The sequence below is a fragment of the Pseudescherichia sp. genome (assembly GCF_031979925.1).
Classification (GTDB): Bacteria; Pseudomonadota; Gammaproteobacteria; order Enterobacterales; family Enterobacteriaceae; genus Pseudescherichia.
The window spans coordinates 108,718-127,499 of record NZ_DALZFB010000010.1; the positions used below are offsets into that span (position 1 = coordinate 108,718).

Consider the following 18,782-nt stretch of genomic DNA (forward strand, 5'->3'; position numbering starts at 1 on the left):
GTCACATCTTATTTAGCCGCGTGCAGACGAACAGCCAGGCCACGCAGGAAATAACGGAAAAACTGATCCCCGCACTCGCGATAATTCTTATGATCGGGCGCGCGCATCATCGCGGTAATTTCCGGCATCGACACGCGGAACTGCTGCTCGGTCAGAATAGCCAGAATATCGTCGGTTTTTAATGCAAAAGCGATCCGCAGCTTTTTCAGCACAATATTATTATTCAGCTTGCGCTCGGCTTTTAGCTCAGGAGCAGACTCGTCTTTGCCCCGGCGAGCATAGATCAGCCCGTTAAGGAAGGTCGACATCACGATGTCCGGGCAGGCCTGGAACCCAGCCTCCTCCTCTTTACGCAGCCAGGCGGCAATCTGCTGCTCGCTGGCCTCTGCGCCGCCAAGGGTAAAGATCCGTTGCAGCTCGGTGTTGTTGGCTTTCAGGGTGTAGCGCAGGCTACGTAAAATATCGTTGTTAAGCATAGTCTCGTCGGCGGTGATTTTCGCAAACGCACAGTGTACCACCGAACGTTACAACCCCAGCGCCTCTTTTAGATTTTTAAGGTAGCGGCGGCTGACCGGCACGGTGTGGCCGTCGCGCAGCAGCAGCTCGGCCTGGCCGTTATCCTCAAAGCGGATCTCCTGCAGATGGGCCATATTCACCAGATACTGACGATGGCAGCGCATCAGCGGCGTGCGCTGCTCGAGCGTGCGCAGCGTCAACTCGGTAAAGCCCTCTTTGCCCTCGTGGCTGGTGACGTAGACGCCACTCATCCGGCTGCTGACAAAAGCCACGTCGTCCATCTGCAGCAGCCAGATGCGGCTGTGGCCGGTGCAGGGAATGAACTTCAGCGCCTGCTGATTCTCCGGCAGCAGAGAGATATCCTGCACGCCCCTCTCCTGGCGCAGGCGCTGGAGCGTCTTCGCCAGCCGCGGTGCCTCAATCGGCTTGAGCAGATAGTCAAAGGCATGCTCTTCAAACGCCTTAACCGCATACTCGTCGAAGGCGGTGAGAAACACCACGTAAGGACGCTGGTCTGGATCGAGCATGCCGACCATCTCCAGACCGCTGATACGCGGCATCTGGATATCCAGAAACAGCACGTCCGGGCGCAGCTTGTGCACTGCTCCCAACGCCTCTATCGCGTTAGCGCACTCGCCAACAATCTCAATGTCGCTCTCGTCCTCAAGCAGAACGCGCAGGTTCTCCCGCGCCAGCGGCTCGTCATCGACAATCAACACTTTCAGCATGCGTTCTCCTCCAGGGGCAGTCGCAGGGTAATGCGGGTAAAACGATCTGGCTCGCACTGCACGGTAATGCCGCAGGTGTCACCAAACCGCGCCCGCAGGCGCTTGTCCACGAGGCTCATGCCCAGCCCGCTGGCGTCGGTTTTCGGCTGGTAAAGGCCCGCGTTATCTTCAATATCCAGCACCAGGTGATCCTGCTGCTGGCTAGCCTGAATCGTAATCTCCCCAACCCCCAGCAGCTGCGAGGTACCGTGCTTAATGGCATTTTCCACGATCGGTTGCAGGGTAAAGGCCGGAAGCTGCTGATGGGCCAGCGCATCGGGCACGTACAGCGTCACCTGCAAATTTTCCTGAAAACGCGCCTTCTCAATTTGCAGATAGGCGTTCACATGCTCAATCTCATCCGCCAAGGTAACCACCTCCGACGGGCGCTTGAGGTTTTTACGGAAAAAGGTCGAGAGATACTGCACCAGCTGGCCTGCCTGATCGCTGTCGCGGCGGATCACCGCCTTCAGGGTGTTGAGGGCGTTAAAGAGAAAGTGCGGGTTAACCTGGGCATGGAGCAGCTTGATCTCCGACTGGGTCAACAGCGCTTTCTGCCGCTCGTACTGTCCGGCAAGGATCTGCGCCGACAGCAGCTGAGCGATCCCCTCCCCCAGCGTGCGGTTGATGGAGCTAAACAGACGGTTCTTGGCCTCGTAGAGCTTGATGGTGCCCATCACCCGCTGATTTTCGCCGCGCAGCGGGATTACCAGCGTTGAGCCGAGCTTGCACTGAGGGTGCAATGAGCAGCGGTATGGCACTTCGTTGCCGTCGGCATAGACCACCTCGCCGGTCTCCAGCGTCTTTTTGGTCCAGGCCGAGGAGATGGGTCGGCCCGGCAGATGGTGATCGTCGCCAATACCTTTGAACGCCAGCAGCTTCTCCCGGTCGGTGATCGCTACCGCGCCGATATCCAGCTCCTGATAAAGCACCTGGGCCACCTTCATGCTGTTCTCTTCGTTAAACCCCTGACGCAAGATCCCCTCCGTGGAGGCCGCTACTTTCAAGGCGGTGGCGGAGAAGGCCGAGGTGTACTTTTCGAACATGGCACGCTTGTCCAGCAGGATACGCATAAACAGCGCTGCGCCCACGGTATTGGTGACCATCATCGGCGCAGCGATGCTGCTCACCAGATGCAGAGCATCGGCAAAGGGGCGAGCGATGAGCAGAATAATCAGCATCTGCACCAGCTCCGCTACCAGGGTGATCGCTCCCGCCGTCAGGGGATTAAAGACATAGTCGGTGCGGCCGCGTTTGATCAGTATGCTGTGCACCAGCCCACCGAGCAGTCCTTCGACCATGGTAGAGAGCATGCAGCTCAGGGCCGTCATGCCGCCCATCGAATAGCGATGCAGACCGCCGGTAAATCCCACCAGGCCGCCTACCAGCGGGCCACCGAGCAGCCCCCCCATCACCGCGCCTATTGCCCGCGTATTGGCAATAGAGTCTTCGATATGCAGGCCAAAATAGGTTCCCAGAATGCAAAAGATCGAGAAGGTCACGTAGCAGAGAAGCTTATGGGGTAGCCGGACGGTGACCTGCATCAGCGGGATAAAGAGTCGCGTTTTACTCATTAGCCAGGCGATAACCAGAAAAACGCACATCTGCTGTAGCAGCAGCAACACCAGGTTAAATTCATACATAGCTGTGCGTCCATCACGGTAAAAACGCGTAACATACAGTGAGTGAGTGTAACTTTCTTTTAAGCATTGCAATAAATCGGCAAATCGTGCTCACTGTCACACAATCGAACCGCTGATTTGACGAAATTGTTACAAAGAGATCGTTAAACGGTCAGTCCCTTCTGCTACGCTGGGTATTGACCCCTGGACAAATGGAATATCCTGGCAAAGGTGGAATCATGGCGCTTTACACGATCGGTGAAGTGGCTTTGCTGTGTGATATCAATCCCGTTACGCTGCGCGCCTGGCAGCGACGTTACGGACTGCTTAAACCGCAGCGCACAGATGGCGGGCATCGGCTATTTAACGATGCAGATATCGATCGCATTCGTGAGATAAAACGCTGGATCGACACCGGCGTGCCGGTGAGTAAAGTCCAGGCACTGCTGCTGAATGAGTCGCTGGATGGCTCGAACGGCTGGCGCGATCAGCAGGAGGTGCTGCTCCAGCTACTGCAAAACGGCAATATTCCCCGTCTGCGCCAGTGGCTAAAGGAGCGAACGCGTGACTACCCTGCCGAAACGCTCACGCTTCATCTGCTCATTCCCCTCCGCCGCCGCCTGCGCTGCCAGCAACCGACCCTATTAGCCATGCTCAGCCTGCTGGACGGCATCCTGATTAACCACATCTCTGCCGCCCTGGCCTCGTCTCGAAAGAAGCACAATAAAGATGCACTGGTGGTGGGCTGGAATATTCATGATACCACCCGGCTATGGCTGGAGGGGTGGCGAGTAAGCGAGCAGGGATGGCGTGTGGAGGTGCTGGCAAACTCGTTGAATCAGCTGCGGCCGGATCTGTTCGAGGGCCACACCCTGATGGTGTGGTGTGGTGACGCCCCCTCCCTGGCCCAGCGGCAGCAGCTGGCGACGTGGCAGGCCGCCGGGCATGCTATCTATCCGCTCGGCATTTAATGTTTTATTAACAGCTGCGCTTCACGTTATACTTATCCGCTTGAATAAGGAGTACACCATGAACGCAGCCAAAATTTCCATTATTACCCTTTTCTTCCTGATGGCCGTGGGCGGTATCGGCGGCGTAATGCTGGCGGGCTACACCGTTATTTTGCATGCTGGCTAAGACGGCGCGCCAGCCGTTCAAAGCAGCGATCGACAATAATCGCCGCCAGCGCCACCAGCAGCGCCCCCTGTAGAACGTAGGCGGTATTAAACCCGCTCAGGCCGATGATAATCGGCGTTCCCAGCGTATTTGCCCCTACCGTTGAAGCAATCGCCGCCGTGCCAATGTTAATGATGACCGACGTACGTACGCCGGCCAAAATCACCGGCGCGGCCAGCGGCAGCTCAACCTTAATCAGACGCTGCCATCCGCTCAGCCCCATCCCCTCCGCCACACTAACGACCCCACCGGGAAGCGCAGCGATGCCTGCCAGCGTCCCCTGCAATACCGGCAGCACGCCATAGAGGGTCAGCGCAATGATCGCAGGCTCTTTGCCGAAGCCCATGACCGGCACGGCGATCGCCAGCACCGCCACCGGAGGAAAGGTCTGCCCCACGGCGGCAATGGTCTCTACCATCGAGCGAAACTCCAGCCCGGCCGGACGGGTCACCGCAACGCCCGCTCCAACGCCCAGCACCACGGCTATTGCGCTGGAGACGCCTACCAGCCAGAAGTGGGCCAGCGTCAGGGAGATAAAGCTCTCCTGCTGATAGAGCGGCCGTGATAGCTCCGGAAAGAGCGCGCTAAACAGGCCGCCGCTGTAGGGCAGCGCCAGCAGCAGGGCGATAAACAGCGCGATAAGCCACAGGAGCGGATCACGAATGACTTTCACGGCTGGCCTCCGCACGAAGCAGATCCTGGAAGTGGATTGCGCCGCAGGATGCCCCCTCGGCGTTGGCTACCGGCAGCACCTCGCAGCGCCGGGCAACAAACGCCGAGAGCGCGTCGCGCAGGGTCATGGCGGCATCGAGCGGCTCTCCGGCGACCTGTTCACCGGGACGGACGTAGTCGCCCACGCTACGCAGGGAGAGCAGACGCACCCCCAGCTCGCTGCGGCCAAAGAAGGTGCGAACAAACTCATTCGCGGGCCGGGTGAGCATCTCCAGCGGCGTCCCCTGCTGCACCACTCTGCCCCCATCCATTAGCACCAGGTTATCCGCCAGCTGCAACGCCTCGTCGATATCGTGGGTCACCAGCACGATGGTGCGCCCCAGCAGACGGTGGATGCGCTTCATCTCCTGCTGGAGCGCGCCGCGGGTCACCGGATCCAGCGCACCGAAAGGCTCATCCATCAGCAGCACCTCCGGATCGGCCGCCAGCGCCCGCGCCACGCCGACGCGCTGCTGTTGACCGCCCGAGAGCTGGTGCGGATAGCGCCCGCGCAGCTGCGGATCCAGACCCAGCAGGGCCATCAGCTCATCAATGCGGGCATCGATTTTCGTCCGGGACCACTTCAGCAGCTGCGGCACGGTGGCGATATTCTGCGCTACCGTCCAGTGGGGGAAGAGGCCAATGGACTGAATGGCATATCCCATGCGCCGCCGCAACGCCAGCAGCGGCAGGCTGCGGATCTCCTCTCCGGCAAAGCGGATAGTGCCCGCGTCGTGCTCCACCAGGCGGTTGATCATCTTTAACGTGGTTGATTTCCCCGAGCCGGAGGTGCCGATCAGCACCGAAAAAGCCCCGGTTTTGAAGTGCAGATTGAGATCGCTGACCGCGCTCTGCCCGTTGAACGTTTTGCTAACCTGCGTGAATTCGATCATGGCTGTTTTACCTTCAGCAGTGCGATCCATAAGCCAAAAAGCGCGTCGACTACCACCGCCAGCGCGATGGTTGGGATCACCCCCAGCAGCACCAGATCCAGCGCGCTGCTGAGCAGCCCCTGGAAGACCAGCGCCCCAAAGCCGCCTGCCCCAATCAGGGCGGCGATCACCGCCATGCCCACCGTCTGCACCGTCACCACCCGCAGGCTGCGCAGCAGCACAGGCAGGGCCAGCGGCAGGCGCACCTGGAAGAAGCGCTGGCGGGCGCTCATCCCCATCCCGGCGGCGCTCTCCAGCACCTCACGGGGAACCTGGTTCAGGCCCGCCACCACCCCACGCACCAGCGGCAGCAGAGCATAGAGCACTAGGGCGATCAGCGCCGGCGTCAGGCCGGTTCCGGCTATCCCGATGCGGCCGAGCGCGGAAAAGTGCTCAACCAGCCCGGCCAGAGGGGCAATCAGCAGACCAAACAGCGCCACGGAGGGCACGGTCTGGATCACGTTGAGCACGGTAAACACCGGCGCCTGGCGTGCCGGATGGCGGTAGCACCACAGCCCCAACGCGCCGCCCAGCAGCAGCGCCGGGAGCAGCGTGCCAAACAGCAAAATCAGATGCTGGGCCAGGGCGTCGTTAAACACATCCTGGCGGTTGGCATACTCTTTCAGCAGGGAGAGGTTACTCAGCGCCCCGAAGTGCAGGAGCAGCAGCGGCACTAGCCAGATCTGAGCCTGCAACAGCCAGCGCCAGAGGGGATGGGCGGTAAGGCGGCGGATAGCATCGCTACCGGCGAGCAGCGCCAGCGCCATCCACAGCCAGAGGCCGCTGCCGATAGAGGTGCGCGCCAGCGTGCTGCCCGCCAGGGCCAGATCGGTGGCCGCTTTGCCCGCCCCCCACACCAGCGCAATGAAGATCAGCTCCGCCAGCGCCAGCGTCGCCACCAGCGGCCAGCGACGGGGCAGAAAGCAGAGGGCGAGAAAGAGCAGCGGTACGGGAAGCCACAGCGCGGGCGAGTGCGGCCAGATCTGCCACAGCGCCCGGCTCTCGCCGGACACCAGCCGGTTTGGCGCATAGTTGACAAAGGGCAGCAGGGCTGCCGCTAGGGCAAGGGCCACCAGCAGCAGTACAACGCGGTTATGACAGCGTATAGACACGTTCCGGTCCTGTCAGGCGGGTTACTTCACCAGCCCTTTCTGTTTCAGGTAGTCGGCGGCAACCTTTTTGGCATCCAGGCCCTCAACGGCGATGCTGGCATTGAGCTGCTGGAGCGTTTTTTCATCCAGGCTGGCAAATACCGGTTTCAGCCATTCATCCATCTGCGGATACGCCTTCAGCACCGCCTCGCGCACCACCGGCGTCGGGGCGTAGATCGGCTGCACGCCTTTCGGATCGCTCAGGGTTTGCAGGCCAAGAGCTGCAACGGGGCCATCGGTACCGTAAGCCATCGCTGCGTTAACGCCGGAGGTTTGCTGAGCCGCTGCTTTAATCGTCACCGCCGTATCGCCCCCGGCAAGGGAGAGAAGCTGCTTCTGATCCAGCTTAAAGTCGTAGGCTTTCTCAAATGCCGGGAGGGCATCAGCACGCTCGATAAATTCTGCCGATGCGGCCAGCTTAAAGTCCCCGCCCTTCTTCAGATAGCCGCTGAGGTCGGCCAGCGAGGTGAGCTTGTTCTTCTCCGCCAGGTCTTTACGTACGGCGATGGTCCAGGTGTTGTTCGCCGGAGCCGGGGTCAGCCAGACCAGTTTGTTCTGCTCAAAGTCGAGCTTTTTGACCTTCTCGTAACCCTGCTGGGCGTTTTTCCACGCCGCATCGTTCTCGTCCTTAAAGAAGAACGCGCCGTTGCCGGTATATTCCGGGTAGATATCCAGCTCGCCGGAGGTAATCGCTCCGCGCACCACCGGCGTCGTCCCCAGCTGAACCTTATTGACGGTTTTTACCCCGTGGCTCTCCAGCACCTGCAAAATAATATTCCCGAGCAGCGCCCCTTCCGTATCAATCTTCGAGCCGACCTTGACCGGCTCAGCCGCCAGCGCAGGCAGGCTCACGGCAGCCATCAGTACCAGTGAGCCCAGACTTCCTTTAATCATTGCCATTGCACTTTCCTCATTCTTGTTGAAATTGCGGGTCGCTATTACTCTTCTCATAAAAACAAGGGCCAGTAAACTGACCCTTTTGGTTATTGCTATTCTGATTATTGCAATTCGAACTGCGCCTGTTTCACCCGGGCGGAGTCGGTGCCGATAAAGACGTTAAACTTGCCTGGCTCGGCATCGTATTTCATCTTCTGATTCCAGAACTTCAGCGCGTTAATATCAATCGGGAAGCTGACGGTCTGGGTCTCGCCCGGCTTGAGGGTGACCTTATCGAAGCCCTTCAGCTCCTTCACCGGACGGCTCTGGGAGGCGGTAACATCCTGAATGTACATCTGCATCACCGTGGCCCCTTCCCGCTTGCCGGTGTTGGTCACGTCAACGCTGGCGGTGACCGAGCCATCACGCGACAGGGTAGGTGCAGAGAGCTTAACGTCCGAGACGCTAAAGGTGGTGTAGCTCAAACCGTAGCCAAAAGGATAGAGCGGCCCATTGGCCTCGTCAAAGTAACGCGAAGTGTACTTGTTCGGGTGCTCGGCGTTATAGGGACGACCGGTGTTCAGATGGCTGTAGTAGACCGGGATCTGCCCTACCGAGCGCGGGAAGGAGATCGGCAGCTTGCCGGACGGGTTATAGTCGCCAAAGAGCACGTCGGCCACGGCGTTGCCGCCCTCGGTACCGGCGAACCAGGTTTCCAGAATGGCATCCGCCTGCTGATCCTGCTTCACCATTGCCAGCGGACGACCATTCATCAGCACCAGCACCAGCGGCTTGCCGGTGGCTTTCAGGGCGGTGATCAGATCCTGCTGGCTCTGGGGAATGGTGATATCGGTGCGGCTGGAGGCTTCGTGTGCCATGCCCTGGGACTCCCCAACCACTGCGACCACCACGTCAGACTGATTCGCGGCCTTAACCGCTTCGTCAATCATCGCCTGCGGCGTGCGTTCGTCAACCTGGATTGCCGGCTCGTACTGATTGAGGAACTCCACGATATCTTTGTCATTGGTGACGTTAGCCCCTTTAGCGAAGATCACTTTCCCTTCGCTGCCGACGGCGTTTTTGATCCCGGTGAGAACGGTCACGGACTGGTCACTCACTCCGGCGGCGGACCAGCTCCCCATCACGTCACGCTTGCTGTCAGCCAGCGGCCCAACCACGGCAACGGTGGCCGATTTTTTCAGCGGCAGCGTCTCCAGGCGGTTCTTCAGCAGCACCATGCTTTCACGCGCGACCTCCCGGGCCTCTTTGCGATGCAGACGGCTCTCGGCGTTGGTGTCCTGTGGATCGCTCTCTTTCGGGCCAAGGTGGCTATAGGGATCGTTGAACAGCCCCATATCATATTTGACGTTCAGCACGTGGCGGGTGGCGTCATCCAGCTCGGCCATCGTCACCTTGCCGCTCTTGATCAGCCCTGGCAGATACTTGCTGTAATACTCATCAGCCATGCTCATGTCGACGCCGGACTTGATTGCCACGCGCACCGCATCTTCCGGATCGGCTGCCGTGCCGTGCTTAATCAGCTCTTTAATCGCCCCGTGATCGGAGATGGTGATGCCTTTAAATTTCCAGTCACCGCGCAGGAGATCCTTCAGCAGCCAGGCGTCAGAGGAGGCCGGGGTACCGTTGAGGGAGTTAAGGGCGATCATCACCCCGCCGCTGCCGGCGTCGAGGGCCGCTTTGTAGGGTGGCATATAGTCGTTGAACAGGCGCTGCGGGCTCATGTCGACGGTGTTGTACTCTTTCCCGCCCTCTACGGCACCGTAGGCGGCGAAGTGTTTCACGCTGGTCATGACCGAGTAGCGATCCGCTGGGCTTTTGCCCTGCATCGCTTCGACCATGGTTTTGCCCATCACCGCGGTGAGGTAGGTATCCTCCCCGAAGCCCTCAGAGCCACGGCCCCAGCGCGGATCGCGCGTCACGTCCACCATCGGAGCCCAGGTCATGTTCAGGCCATCGTCTGCCGCTTCCCAGGCAGAAACGCGACCCACGGTTTTTACCGCATCGAGGTTGAAAGAGGAGGCCAGGCCCAGGCTGATAGGGAAAACGGTACGCTGACCGTGCACCACGTCGAAGGCAAAGAAGAGAGGGATCTTCAGGCGGCTGAGCTGCATCGCCTGGTCCTGCATCGCACGGATATCCTGTCGGGTGACGGTGTTGAAAATTGCCCCCACCTGGCTGGCCTTGATCATGTCGCGGATCGCCTCTTTCGGGTTATCCGGGCCGACGCTTATCAGGCGTAGCTGGCCAATTTTTTCGTCGACCGTCATTTTTTTGAGCAAATCCGTGACGTAGGCATCCCGGGCCTCCGGCGTCAGGGGATGGTTACCGGACGTATCCTCTGCCAGCGCGGGTTGCAGCGCCAGCCCTACGGCGACACCTACTGAACATAGCCATTTCATGTCGTTCACTCTCTTGTGTTATCAGCCGACCAGCGGCCTAACCGTGCGAAAAAACGCAGTGTGTCATAATCGTAGCGTGCCTTGCAGGGTTATTCTCTTATTTTTCTGGCAATTAGTCCGTCGGGATAGATTTTCCCGCGCTATGCTTTATCAGATGATTCTGGCCCTGCCACAAGGAGTGGAAAATGTCTGCTGTGCCCCTACAAAATAACAATCTCTTCCTCAGCGAACTTGCCCGGCTGGTAGGCCATGCGCAGCTGCTTACCGATCCGGCTAAAACCGCCCGCTACCGTAAAGGCTTTCGCTCCGGCGAAGGCAAGGCGCTGGCGGTGGTGTTCCCCGAAACGCTGCTGCAGCTCTGGCACGTGCTCAACCTCTGCGTGCGTAACGATAAGATCATCTTAATGCAGGCGGCGAATACCGGACTTACCGAAGGTTCGACGCCGAGCGGCAACGACTACGATCGCGATATCGTGATTATCAGCACCCTGCGCCTTGACCAGCTTCAGCTGATCGATGAGGGCAAGCAGGTGCTGGCCTACCCTGGCACCACGCTTTACGCGCTGGAGAAGGCGCTGAAGCCGCTGGGCCGGGAGCCGCACTCGGTGATCGGCTCCTCGTGCATCGGGGCGTCGGTGATTGGCGGGGTGTGCAATAACTCCGGCGGCTCGCTGGTGCAGCGCGGCCCGGCCTATACCGAGATGTCGCTCTTTGCCCGTATTGACGAGCAGGGGCAGCTGCGGCTGGTGAATCACTTAGGCATCGACCTGGGCGAGACGCCGGAGCAGATCCTCAGCAAGCTTGATGACCGCCGCGTGACCGACGCCGAGGTGCGCCACGACGGCCGCCATGCCCATGACAGCGACTACGTGCAGCGGGTACGCGATATTGAGGCCGATACCCCCGCGCGCTATAACGCCGATCCGGATCGCCTGTTTGAGTCCTCCGGATGCGCAGGCAAGCTGGCGGTTTTCGCCGTGCGTCTGGATACCTTTCCCGCCGCCAAGCGCCAGCAGGTGTTCTATATCGGCACTAACCAGCCAGAGGTGCTGACGGAGATCCGCCGCCATATGCTGGCCAACTTTGATAACCTGCCGGTGGCGGCGGAGTATATGCATCGGGATATCTACGATATTGCCGAGCGCTATGGCAAAGACACCTTCCTGATGATCGACAAGCTCGGTACCGACAAGATGCCGCTGCTCTTTACCCTGAAAGGGCGCACCGATGCCATGCTGGAGAAAGTGTCGCTGTTTAAGCCCCACTTTACCGATCGCCTGATGCAGCGTGTAGGCAGCGTTTTCCCTGGGCATCTACCGCCGCGAATGAAAAGCTGGCGCAATAAGTATGAGCACCACCTGCTGCTGAAGATGGCTGGGGATGGCATCGCCGAAGCCCAGAGCTGGCTGAAAGATTACTTCACCGAGGCCGAGGGCGGCTTCTTCGCCTGCACCACCGAGGAGGGCAACAAAGCCTTTCTGCACCGCTTCGCCGCGGCGGGGGCGGCTATTCGCTACCAGGCCGTGCATGCCGATGAGGTAGAGGAGATTCTGGCCCTCGATATCGCCCTGCGGCGCAATGATACCGAGTGGTTTGAGACGCTGCCGGAGGCGATCGCCAGCAAACTGACGCATAAGCTTTACTATGGCCACTTTTTCTGTCACGTTTTCCATCAGGACTACATTGTCAAAAAAGGCGTGGATGTCCATGAGCTAAAAGCGCAGATGCTGGCGCTGCTGCAGGAGCGCGGCGCGCAGTATCCGGCTGAACATAACGTCGGGCATCTGTATGAGGCGGCGGAGAGCCTGAAGCGCAACTATCGCGAGCTCGATCCCACTAACAGCATGAATCCCGGCATTGGCAAAACCAGTAAGCAGAAATACTGGGGCGAAGGTGCAGACCTGCCCCATTTGTAAAGGAGTGCAGAGCGATGTCTGCTGTTGATGTTTTAGCCATTACCGATGTTGAAGTCCGCGATGCCTTGCCGGACGACGTACACGCTATCTCAGCGATCTACGCCTGGCACGTGCTGCATGGCCGCGCCTCCTTTGAGGAGGTGCCTCCTACCATCGACGAAATGCGCCAGCGCATAGCGAACATTACCGGCGAGGGGCTGCCGTGGCTGGTGGCGCTCTATCGCGGCATCATCGTAGGCTACTGCTACGCCGGACACTACCGCCCGCGCCAAGCCTACCGCTATACCCTTGAATGCTCTATCTATATTGAGTCCACCATGACCGGACGGCGGATCGGCAGTGCGCTGATGCAGGCCCTGATCGCCCGCTGTGAAGAGGGCCCGTGGCGGCAGATGGTGGCAGTGGTTGGCGATGGACATCAAAACGAAGGCTCTCTGCGCCTGCATAAGAGCCACGGCTTTGAAGTGGTGGGACAGCTACGCAGCGTTGGCTACAAGAAGGGCGACTGGCGGGATACGCTCATTATGCAGCGCCCGCTCAACGATGGAGACTGGACGCTGCCGGAGTAGCTTCTAACGATTAATCATTCTGCGCGGTTTGCGCCGCGCTGCCGGTGGCGTTGATCGCCATCTGGGCTGCCTTCTGGCGTTTATAGCTCAGCGCCGAGGCGGGAACAGGCTGGACTTTGCCGGTTTCAATCCATGTCCGCAGGCGGCTGGCATCGGCGAAATGGGTATATTTACCAAAGGCGTCCATCACCACCAGCGCCACCGGTTTATTGTTGATTACCGTACGCATCACCAGACAGTGTCCGGCCGCATTGGTGAAGCCGGTTTTGGTCAGCTGAATATTCCAGTTGTCGCGATAGACCAGGTGGTTGGTATTACGAAACGGCAGGGTATAGGCCGGGTGGGCGAAGGTCGCCATCTCTTCACGCGTGGTGCTGAGCTGGCCGATAAGCGGATACTGCTTGCTGGCAATCAGCAGCTTCGTCAAATCGCGCGCGGTTGAGACGTTATGGATCGACAGCCCGGTCGGCTCTACAAAGTGGGTGTTCACCATGCCCAGAGATTTTGCTTTCGCATTCATCGCCCGAATAAACGCATCGTAGCCGCCCGGATAGTGATGGGCTAAGCTGGCGGCTGCGCGGTTCTCTGAAGACATCAGCGCCAGCAGCAGCATATTCTTACGGCTGATCTCACTGTTCAGACGTACACGGGAATAGATGCCACGCATCTCCGGCGTCTGGCTAATATCGACCTTCAGGCGCTCATCCAGCGGCAGGCGGGCGTCCAATACGACCATCGCCGTCATCAGCTTGGTGATAGAGGCAATCGGCCGCACCAGATCCGGATGGCTGGCGTAGATAACTTTATTAGTTTGCAGATCGACAATCATCGCGCTGCCGGAGGCGATCTCAGGCTGCGCCGCGGCGGTAGCAGGAGCGGTTTTTGCCAGCGCCTGGGGGGCAACGGGTACGGCCAGCAGCAGGGCAAGGCTTAACAGGGAAACTCGAAATTTCAGCATGGTGAGACTTCTGGTGATTATTCACGCGCGTGATGACGCACACCGCTTTTGCAGGCAAAAAATGGCAAAAGCTGGCCAACGCATGATAGCTGCCATCATGCGTTGTCGCCAGAGAAGATTGTTTGCTGAACGTTACGCGCAGATCGCAGCAGGTTCAGAACAGACGGTAGCCGTAGCCCCAGAGTATCACGGTCAGGGCCAGTAGCACTTCCAACACCAGCACGCCAATAGCCAGCGTTGAACTCGAGAAGCTCAGCCCCTCCTCCTGATTAATGTTCAGGAAGGTTGGGATGCCGACATAGAGCAGATAGCCGGTATAGAACAGCGCTACCGTGCCTACCAGCGCGCAGAGCCAGACCAGCGGATAGAGCGCCACCAGACCGCTCAGGAAGAGCGGCGTCGCAACGTAGCCAGCAAAGACCATGCAGCGGGCAAGCGATGGCCGCTGCGGAATGTTACGCGCCATCCAGTAGATAACCCGCCCCATCACCGCCACGCCAGCCAGCATCAGGCCATAGAAGAGGATGCCGAGTAACAGCGCGGTGGAGAGTGACAGCCTCGAGAAGACACCTTCGCCAAAGTGCCAGCCAAGCTGGGTAGTACCGATGAATGCGGAGACAACCGGAATCGCCGCCATCAGCAGAACGTGGTGGGTATAGTGGTGCGAAACCGTCTCGTTTTCGCCTCTTATCACCTTCATTTCACGATCGGGATGGGACAGAAGTCCCCAGACATGGTTCATAACGCCCCCTTGCTGTCAGCCCAGATGATTACGTCTTCAGTATAATGCACTTCTGGTTATTTTTTGGGCTAATGGGCCGGGCCTGCTGCCGTCTGTCTATTCACAGGAGCTATGCTTATACCACCTTTTGTCTCTGGATGAGGATAATACGCATGGATATCAACAGCCTGATTGCGCACTACGGCTACGCTGCGCTGGTGGTTGGCAGCATGGCGGAAGGTGAAACCATCACCCTGCTCGGCGGCGTGGCGGCGCATCAGGGCCTGCTGCGCTTCTGGCTGGTGGTCGCGGCAGTGGCGCTGGGAGGAATGATTGGCGATCAGCTGCTCTACCTGCTTGGCCGCCGTCTGGGAGACCGCGTACTGCGCCACTTCTCGCGCCATCAGGATAAGATCGATCGCGCTCAGCGGTTGATCAACAAACGTCCCTGGCTATTCGTGATCGGTACCCGCTTTATGTATGGCTTTCGCATCATCGGCCCGCTGCTGATTGGCTCCAGCGGCCTGCCGCCGAGGGTCTTTCTTCCGCTCAATATTGTGGGTGCTATCGTCTGGGCACTGATCTTTACTACCCTGGGCTACGTGGGCGGTGAGGTGGTAGGCCCGTGGCTACACGCTATCGATCAGCACCTGAAGCACTGGATATGGCTGATCCTGGCGATCGTCCTCGCCTTTGTGCTGCGGGCAGTGATTAAACGCTGGCTGGCAAAAAACAGGGAGACGGGAGAGTAACCCCTCCCGCCTGCGCTTACTGAGGCTTAAACTGCGGGTTGGCCAGCATAAAGCCGCCGTCAACGATAAACGACTGGCCGGTGGTGTAGCTGGCATCCTCAGAGCTGAGCCAGCCCACCAGGCTGGCTATCTCCTGGGTTCTGCCCGGTCGGGCCAGAGGAATGTTTGGCATTGAGCCTTCCTCGACATCCTCATCCTTCATGTCATTCATCGGGGTGGCGATCGCCCCGGGCGCTACCGAGTTAACCAGGATCTTGTGCTGCACCAGCTCCATCGCTATCGACTTGGTCAGGCCGCCGAGGGCGTGCTTGGCGGCGGTGTAGGCGCTGGCATCCGGTAGCGGAGTGTGCTCATGCACGGAGGTGATATTGATAATGCGTCCACCCTCGCCCTGCTCCACCATTTTTCTGGCGGCAATCTGCGCGCACAGGAATGCGCCGTCAACGTCTACGGTAAAGACGGTGCGCCAGTCTTTGAACTCCATCTCCAGAAACGGGGCTTTGCTCATCGCCCCGGCGTTATTAACCAGTACGTCGATACGTCCAAATTTGTCGATCAGCGTTTGAATGGCCTGCGCGCCGTCGGGCAGGTTGCTGAGATCGAGTTGTACCGTTTCGGCGCGGCGGCCAAAGGAGGCGACGGCTTCAGCAGTTGCTTTCGCTCCTTTGTCGTCCGAGTGCCAGGTGATCCCAATGTCATACCCCTGCTTAGCCAGCACCAGCGCGCACTGCTTGCCGATACCTGAATCCGATGCCGTAACGATGGCAACCTTGTTGGTCGTGCCCATAAGAACCTCCATAAAAGAAGTGATAAGGGGAGAACGCGAAAAAGCTGAACAGTAAGTATAGAGAGTTCCCGGCTATCGCAAGGATGCAGGCCATTTTCTCCTTCGACCAGGCAAAACGGCAGATAATTGCCTATGCTTTCAGAGGTATCAGCTAGACGTCACAACAAAAGGACAGGACGATGAAAATTTTACTTTGGGCTATTTTGATTATTTTTCTGATTGGGCTGTTGGTGGTAACCGGCGTGTTTAAGATGATTTTCTAAGGTGTTCGGGTGAACATGGCCCCCGTAAGGGGGCACAGTTTAGTTATCCATTCCACCGATTAAACCTGATGATACCCCCCGCCCAGCGCGGAGGTGAGCTGCAGGGTGGCGTCCAGCCACTGACCGTGCAGAGCAATACCGTTAATCTGCTCCTGCAGCAGCGGCAGGCGGCTCTGACTGACCCGCATGCCGGGAATAATCCCCACCTTAAAGCGCGCTTCGGCTAACGCCACAATGCGTCCGGCATCCTGCTCAATCTGCTGCTGGCGCTGATTCTCGTCCACCAGAGTCTCAACTTGCACTGCCGCTTTCTCTACCTCGTTGACCGCGTCTACCACCGCCTTGTTGTAGCTGGCAACGGAGAGGTTATGCTCCTCTTCGGCGATGTTCAGGCTGGCATTCAGCCGCCCGCTGTCGAAAATCGGCAGCGTCAGCCCGCCGGTGACGCCCATCTGCTGGGCAGAGTGGCGGAAGAGATCGCTCAGATGCAGGGCATCCTGCTGAAGAAACGCCATCAGGTTAAGATCCGGGTAGAAAGCGGCTTTCGCCGCCTCCACGCTGCTGAGGGAGGACTCGATGTACCAGTGCGCCGCCTGCAGATCCGGGCGACGGGCCAGCAGCTCGTAGCCCAGTTGCGGCGGCATCCTGCCCTCAACTTTCGGCAGCCCGACCGGCTCCAGATGCAGCGTGGCCGTGCTGCTGTTCGTCAATGCTATCAGACGAGCTTCAATCACCCGCATTTTACCCCGGGCCTCGCTCTGCTGCTGGCGGGTTTTCTCCTTGTCGATGCTGTTTTCAGCATCTGCCACGGAAGAAGTAATGCCCGCCTGATGGAGCTGGCGGTCAGCGGCAACAATCGTCTGCTGGTCACGTTCGATCTCGTCCAGCACCCGACTGATGGCGGCCTCGGTCTGCCACTGCCAGTAGAGGCGTGTCACGCTGGTCGCCAGCAGCTGTCGCGTCTGCTGACGCTCGGCTTCGTGAGCGCGAACGTCGCCAATGCGGGCGGCAACCTCATCGCGGTTTTTACCCCACAGATCCAGATCCCAGCCGGCAGTTAAGCCGAAGGTGCCGTTGGTATACCAGGGTCCGGTGGTGCCAGCAGCGGGATCGGTTATGGCAAACGGCCCCATCAACCCCTCGGCGGACATGCGCTGCCGCTCGACGTCGGCGGAAAAATCGACCTCCGGGCCATCGTTGGCGGCGACGCGCTGGGCCTGCGCTTCGGCAAGGTGAATACGCTGCTCCGCGACCTGCATATCCGGGGCGTGGGCCAGGGCGCGCTCAATCAGGGCATTGAGTTGCGGATCGTGATACGCCTGCCACCACTGGCTCTGTGGCCAGCCCGCGGCCAGCGCCGGAGGTAAACTATTGGTAGCCACCGCTGCCGGGGCTTGCTCTTTCAGGGGAACGACGCTGTCATGCATGGGCGCGCACCCGCTGAGGATCAATACCAGCGGGAAGCACGCCGCAGCGGCGATGATAAAAGGACGACTCATAGACACGCTCTGTCAAACCAGGGCGTTGCAGAGTACACACACTTTTACCCGGTTTTTTAGGTAAGCGTGGCAAAACACAGCTGGTCATAAAAAGACACAGCTGGAAAAATATTCACCTTATCAATAATATAAGAGAATCTATTCTTGCAGAATATAGTTAGCGGCAGCCTCAATGGCCATCGCGATCTCCGCCGACCGCTTCAGGGTACGGATCTGGCTAAACAGACCGTCGGCTTCCGCATACTCCTTGCGTAAATAGCCCAGCCACTGCTTGATGCGTGCTACGTGATACATCCCCGTATCGCCCTGCTTCTCAAGCTGGCTGTACTGCTGGAGCAGGCCAACCACCTCCGGCCAGGGCATGCGCGGCGCATTATATTTGATCACCCGACTGAAGTTTGGCACGTTCAGCGCACCGCGGCCAATCATCACCGCGTCGCAGCCGGTTGCCGCCAGGCAATCCTGCGCGCTCTGCCAGTCCCAAATCTCACCGTTGGCAATCACCGGAATGGTCAGCCGCTTACGGATCTCGCCGATCGCCTGCCAGTTGATGCGCTCCGCTTTATAGCCATCCTCTTTGGTGCGGCCGTGGACCACCAGTTCGGTCGCCCCCGCCTGCTGTACGGCATCGGCAATTTCAAACTGCCGTGCGCCGCTGTCCCAGCCAAGGCGTATTTTGACGGTCACGGGCAGCGAGGCGGGCACAGCCTCACGCATCGCTTTCGCGCCGCGGTAGATTAGCTCAGGGTCTTTGAGCAACGTCGCCCCGCCGCCGCTGCCGTTCACCAGCTTTGACGGGCAGCCGCAGTTGAGATCGACCCCGTACGAGCCAAGCTCCACGGCACGGGCAGCGTTCTCCGCCAGCCACTGCGGGTACTGGCCCAGCAGCTGGATGCGCACCGGGGTGCCGTTGAGCGTGCGGCTCTGGCGGTGCAGCTCGGGACAGGTTTTATAGAACGATTTTACCGGCAGCAGCTGATCGACCACGCGCAGAAATTCGGTGATGCAGAGATCGTAATCATTTACCCCGGTTAGCAGCTCGCGTACCAGCGAATCGAGCACGCCTTCCATCGGAGCCAGTAATACACGCATAACGTTACCCGTCAGAAAAGAGGCGCGTATGGTAGCGCCTCTGGCCTATAGGTG

Annotated in this window: 19 protein-coding genes; 6 read left to right on the forward strand and 13 right to left on the reverse strand. The window is 59.2% G+C overall.

Translation table 11 applies throughout. The annotated features are described in order from the left end of the window. Window positions 1-8: 8 nt before the first annotated feature. Genes RTM13_RS16250 through RTM13_RS16260 form a run of 3 tightly spaced genes read right to left on the reverse strand, consistent with a single transcriptional unit; the run spans window position 9 to window position 2,926 of the window. Window positions 9-476, reverse strand: a complete 468-nt coding sequence (locus tag RTM13_RS16250; protein ID WP_103819105.1) for a DUF1456 family protein — start codon at window positions 474-476, stop codon at window positions 9-11. A gap of 48 nt (window positions 477-524) precedes the next feature. Beyond that, window positions 525-1,244 carry a two-component system response regulator BtsR gene (gene btsR, locus RTM13_RS16255; protein ID WP_312213253.1) on the reverse strand — a complete coding sequence of 240 codons (720 nt, stop codon included), beginning with the start codon at window positions 1,242-1,244 and terminating at the stop codon, window positions 525-527. Then, window positions 1,238-2,926: a sensor histidine kinase gene (locus tag RTM13_RS16260; RefSeq protein WP_312213255.1), complete on the reverse strand. Its 1,689-nt coding sequence runs from the start codon at window positions 2,924-2,926 to the stop codon at window positions 1,238-1,240. The genes btsR and RTM13_RS16260 overlap by 7 nt, the downstream gene beginning before the upstream one ends. A 218-nt stretch (window positions 2,927-3,144) precedes the next feature. Here RTM13_RS16260 and mlrA point away from each other — a divergent pair, with 218 nt between their 5' ends. Both mlrA and RTM13_RS16270 read left to right on the forward strand, forming a co-directional pair. Next, window positions 3,145-3,876 carry an HTH-type transcriptional regulator MlrA gene (gene mlrA / locus RTM13_RS16265; RefSeq protein WP_312213257.1) on the forward strand — a complete coding sequence of 244 codons (732 nt, stop codon included), beginning with the start codon at window positions 3,145-3,147 and terminating at the stop codon, window positions 3,874-3,876. A gap of 58 nt (window positions 3,877-3,934) precedes the next feature. Next, window positions 3,935-4,042, forward strand: coding sequence for a protein YohO (locus tag RTM13_RS16270; protein ID WP_312213259.1), 108 nt, complete (start codon window positions 3,935-3,937; stop codon window positions 4,040-4,042). On the opposite strand, the gene RTM13_RS16275 is transcribed toward RTM13_RS16270, so the two are convergent. The 5 genes from RTM13_RS16275 to bglX form a co-directional block, all read right to left on the reverse strand. Next, window positions 4,023-4,754 carry an ABC transporter permease gene (locus RTM13_RS16275; protein WP_312213261.1) on the reverse strand — a complete coding sequence of 244 codons (732 nt, stop codon included), beginning with the start codon at window positions 4,752-4,754 and terminating at the stop codon, window positions 4,023-4,025. The two genes, RTM13_RS16270 and RTM13_RS16275, sit on opposite strands and share 20 nt — an antisense overlap. Next, window positions 4,738-5,685, reverse strand: a complete 948-nt coding sequence (locus RTM13_RS16280; protein WP_312213263.1) for an ABC transporter ATP-binding protein — start codon at window positions 5,683-5,685, stop codon at window positions 4,738-4,740. Before RTM13_RS16280 ends, RTM13_RS16275 begins: the two co-directional genes overlap by 17 nt. After that, the gene (locus RTM13_RS16285; protein WP_312213265.1) at window positions 5,682-6,836 is read right to left on the reverse strand and encodes an ABC transporter permease; all 1,155 of its coding nucleotides are present in this window, start codon (window positions 6,834-6,836) and stop codon (window positions 5,682-5,684) included. The genes RTM13_RS16280 and RTM13_RS16285 overlap by 4 nt, the downstream gene beginning before the upstream one ends. A gap of 21 nt (window positions 6,837-6,857) precedes the next feature. Further along, window positions 6,858-7,775: an ABC transporter substrate-binding protein gene (locus RTM13_RS16290; RefSeq protein ID WP_312213267.1), complete on the reverse strand. Its 918-nt coding sequence runs from the start codon at window positions 7,773-7,775 to the stop codon at window positions 6,858-6,860. A gap of 98 nt (window positions 7,776-7,873) precedes the next feature. Further along, window positions 7,874-10,171, reverse strand: a complete 2,298-nt coding sequence (bglX, locus tag RTM13_RS16295; protein WP_312213269.1) for a beta-glucosidase BglX — start codon at window positions 10,169-10,171, stop codon at window positions 7,874-7,876. A gap of 185 nt (window positions 10,172-10,356) precedes the next feature. Between bglX and dld the strand changes: the two genes are divergently transcribed. Next, entirely contained in the window at window positions 10,357-12,087 is a 1,731-nt protein-coding gene (gene dld, locus RTM13_RS16300) for a D-lactate dehydrogenase (protein ID WP_312213271.1), read from the forward strand. A gap of 14 nt (window positions 12,088-12,101) precedes the next feature. Then, on the forward strand, window positions 12,102-12,656 hold the full coding sequence (locus RTM13_RS16305; protein WP_312213273.1) for an N-acetyltransferase family protein: 555 nt from the start codon (window positions 12,102-12,104) through the stop codon (window positions 12,654-12,656). A gap of 10 nt (window positions 12,657-12,666) precedes the next feature. Here RTM13_RS16305 and pbpG read toward each other — a convergent pair whose 3' ends face one another. Both pbpG and RTM13_RS16315 read right to left on the reverse strand, forming a co-directional pair. Further along, window positions 12,667-13,614: a D-alanyl-D-alanine endopeptidase gene (pbpG, locus tag RTM13_RS16310; protein WP_312213275.1), complete on the reverse strand. Its 948-nt coding sequence runs from the start codon at window positions 13,612-13,614 to the stop codon at window positions 12,667-12,669. A 154-nt stretch (window positions 13,615-13,768) separates the two neighbouring features. After that, window positions 13,769-14,356, reverse strand: coding sequence for a Yip1 family protein (locus RTM13_RS16315; RefSeq protein ID WP_312213277.1), 588 nt, complete (start codon window positions 14,354-14,356; stop codon window positions 13,769-13,771). A 152-nt stretch (window positions 14,357-14,508) separates the two neighbouring features. On the opposite strand from RTM13_RS16315, the gene RTM13_RS16320 reads away from it, so the two are divergent. Beyond that, the gene (locus RTM13_RS16320; RefSeq protein ID WP_312213279.1) at window positions 14,509-15,087 is read left to right on the forward strand and encodes a DedA family protein; all 579 of its coding nucleotides are present in this window, start codon (window positions 14,509-14,511) and stop codon (window positions 15,085-15,087) included. Window positions 15,088-15,103: 16 nt separating this feature from the next. Here RTM13_RS16320 and RTM13_RS16325 read toward each other — a convergent pair whose 3' ends face one another. Further along, window positions 15,104-15,874: an SDR family oxidoreductase gene (locus tag RTM13_RS16325; protein WP_312213281.1), complete on the reverse strand. Its 771-nt coding sequence runs from the start codon at window positions 15,872-15,874 to the stop codon at window positions 15,104-15,106. A gap of 179 nt (window positions 15,875-16,053) precedes the next feature. Here RTM13_RS16325 and yohP point away from each other — a divergent pair, with 179 nt between their 5' ends. Further along, window positions 16,054-16,137 (forward strand): small membrane protein YohP, encoded by an 84-nt coding sequence (gene yohP / locus RTM13_RS16330; protein WP_000698460.1) that lies wholly within the window; start codon window positions 16,054-16,056, stop codon window positions 16,135-16,137. Window positions 16,138-16,196: 59 nt separating this feature from the next. Here yohP and mdtQ read toward each other — a convergent pair whose 3' ends face one another. Both mdtQ and dusC read right to left on the reverse strand, forming a co-directional pair. After that, a complete protein-coding gene (gene mdtQ, locus RTM13_RS16335) occupies window positions 16,197-17,636 on the reverse strand; it encodes a multidrug resistance outer membrane protein MdtQ (protein ID WP_312213284.1) in 1,440 nt (479 codons plus the stop codon). 138 nt (window positions 17,637-17,774) lie between these two features. Continuing rightward, entirely contained in the window at window positions 17,775-18,728 is a 954-nt protein-coding gene (gene dusC, locus RTM13_RS16340) for a tRNA dihydrouridine(16) synthase DusC (protein ID WP_312213286.1), read from the reverse strand. Between the last annotated feature and the right edge of the window lie 54 nt (window positions 18,729-18,782).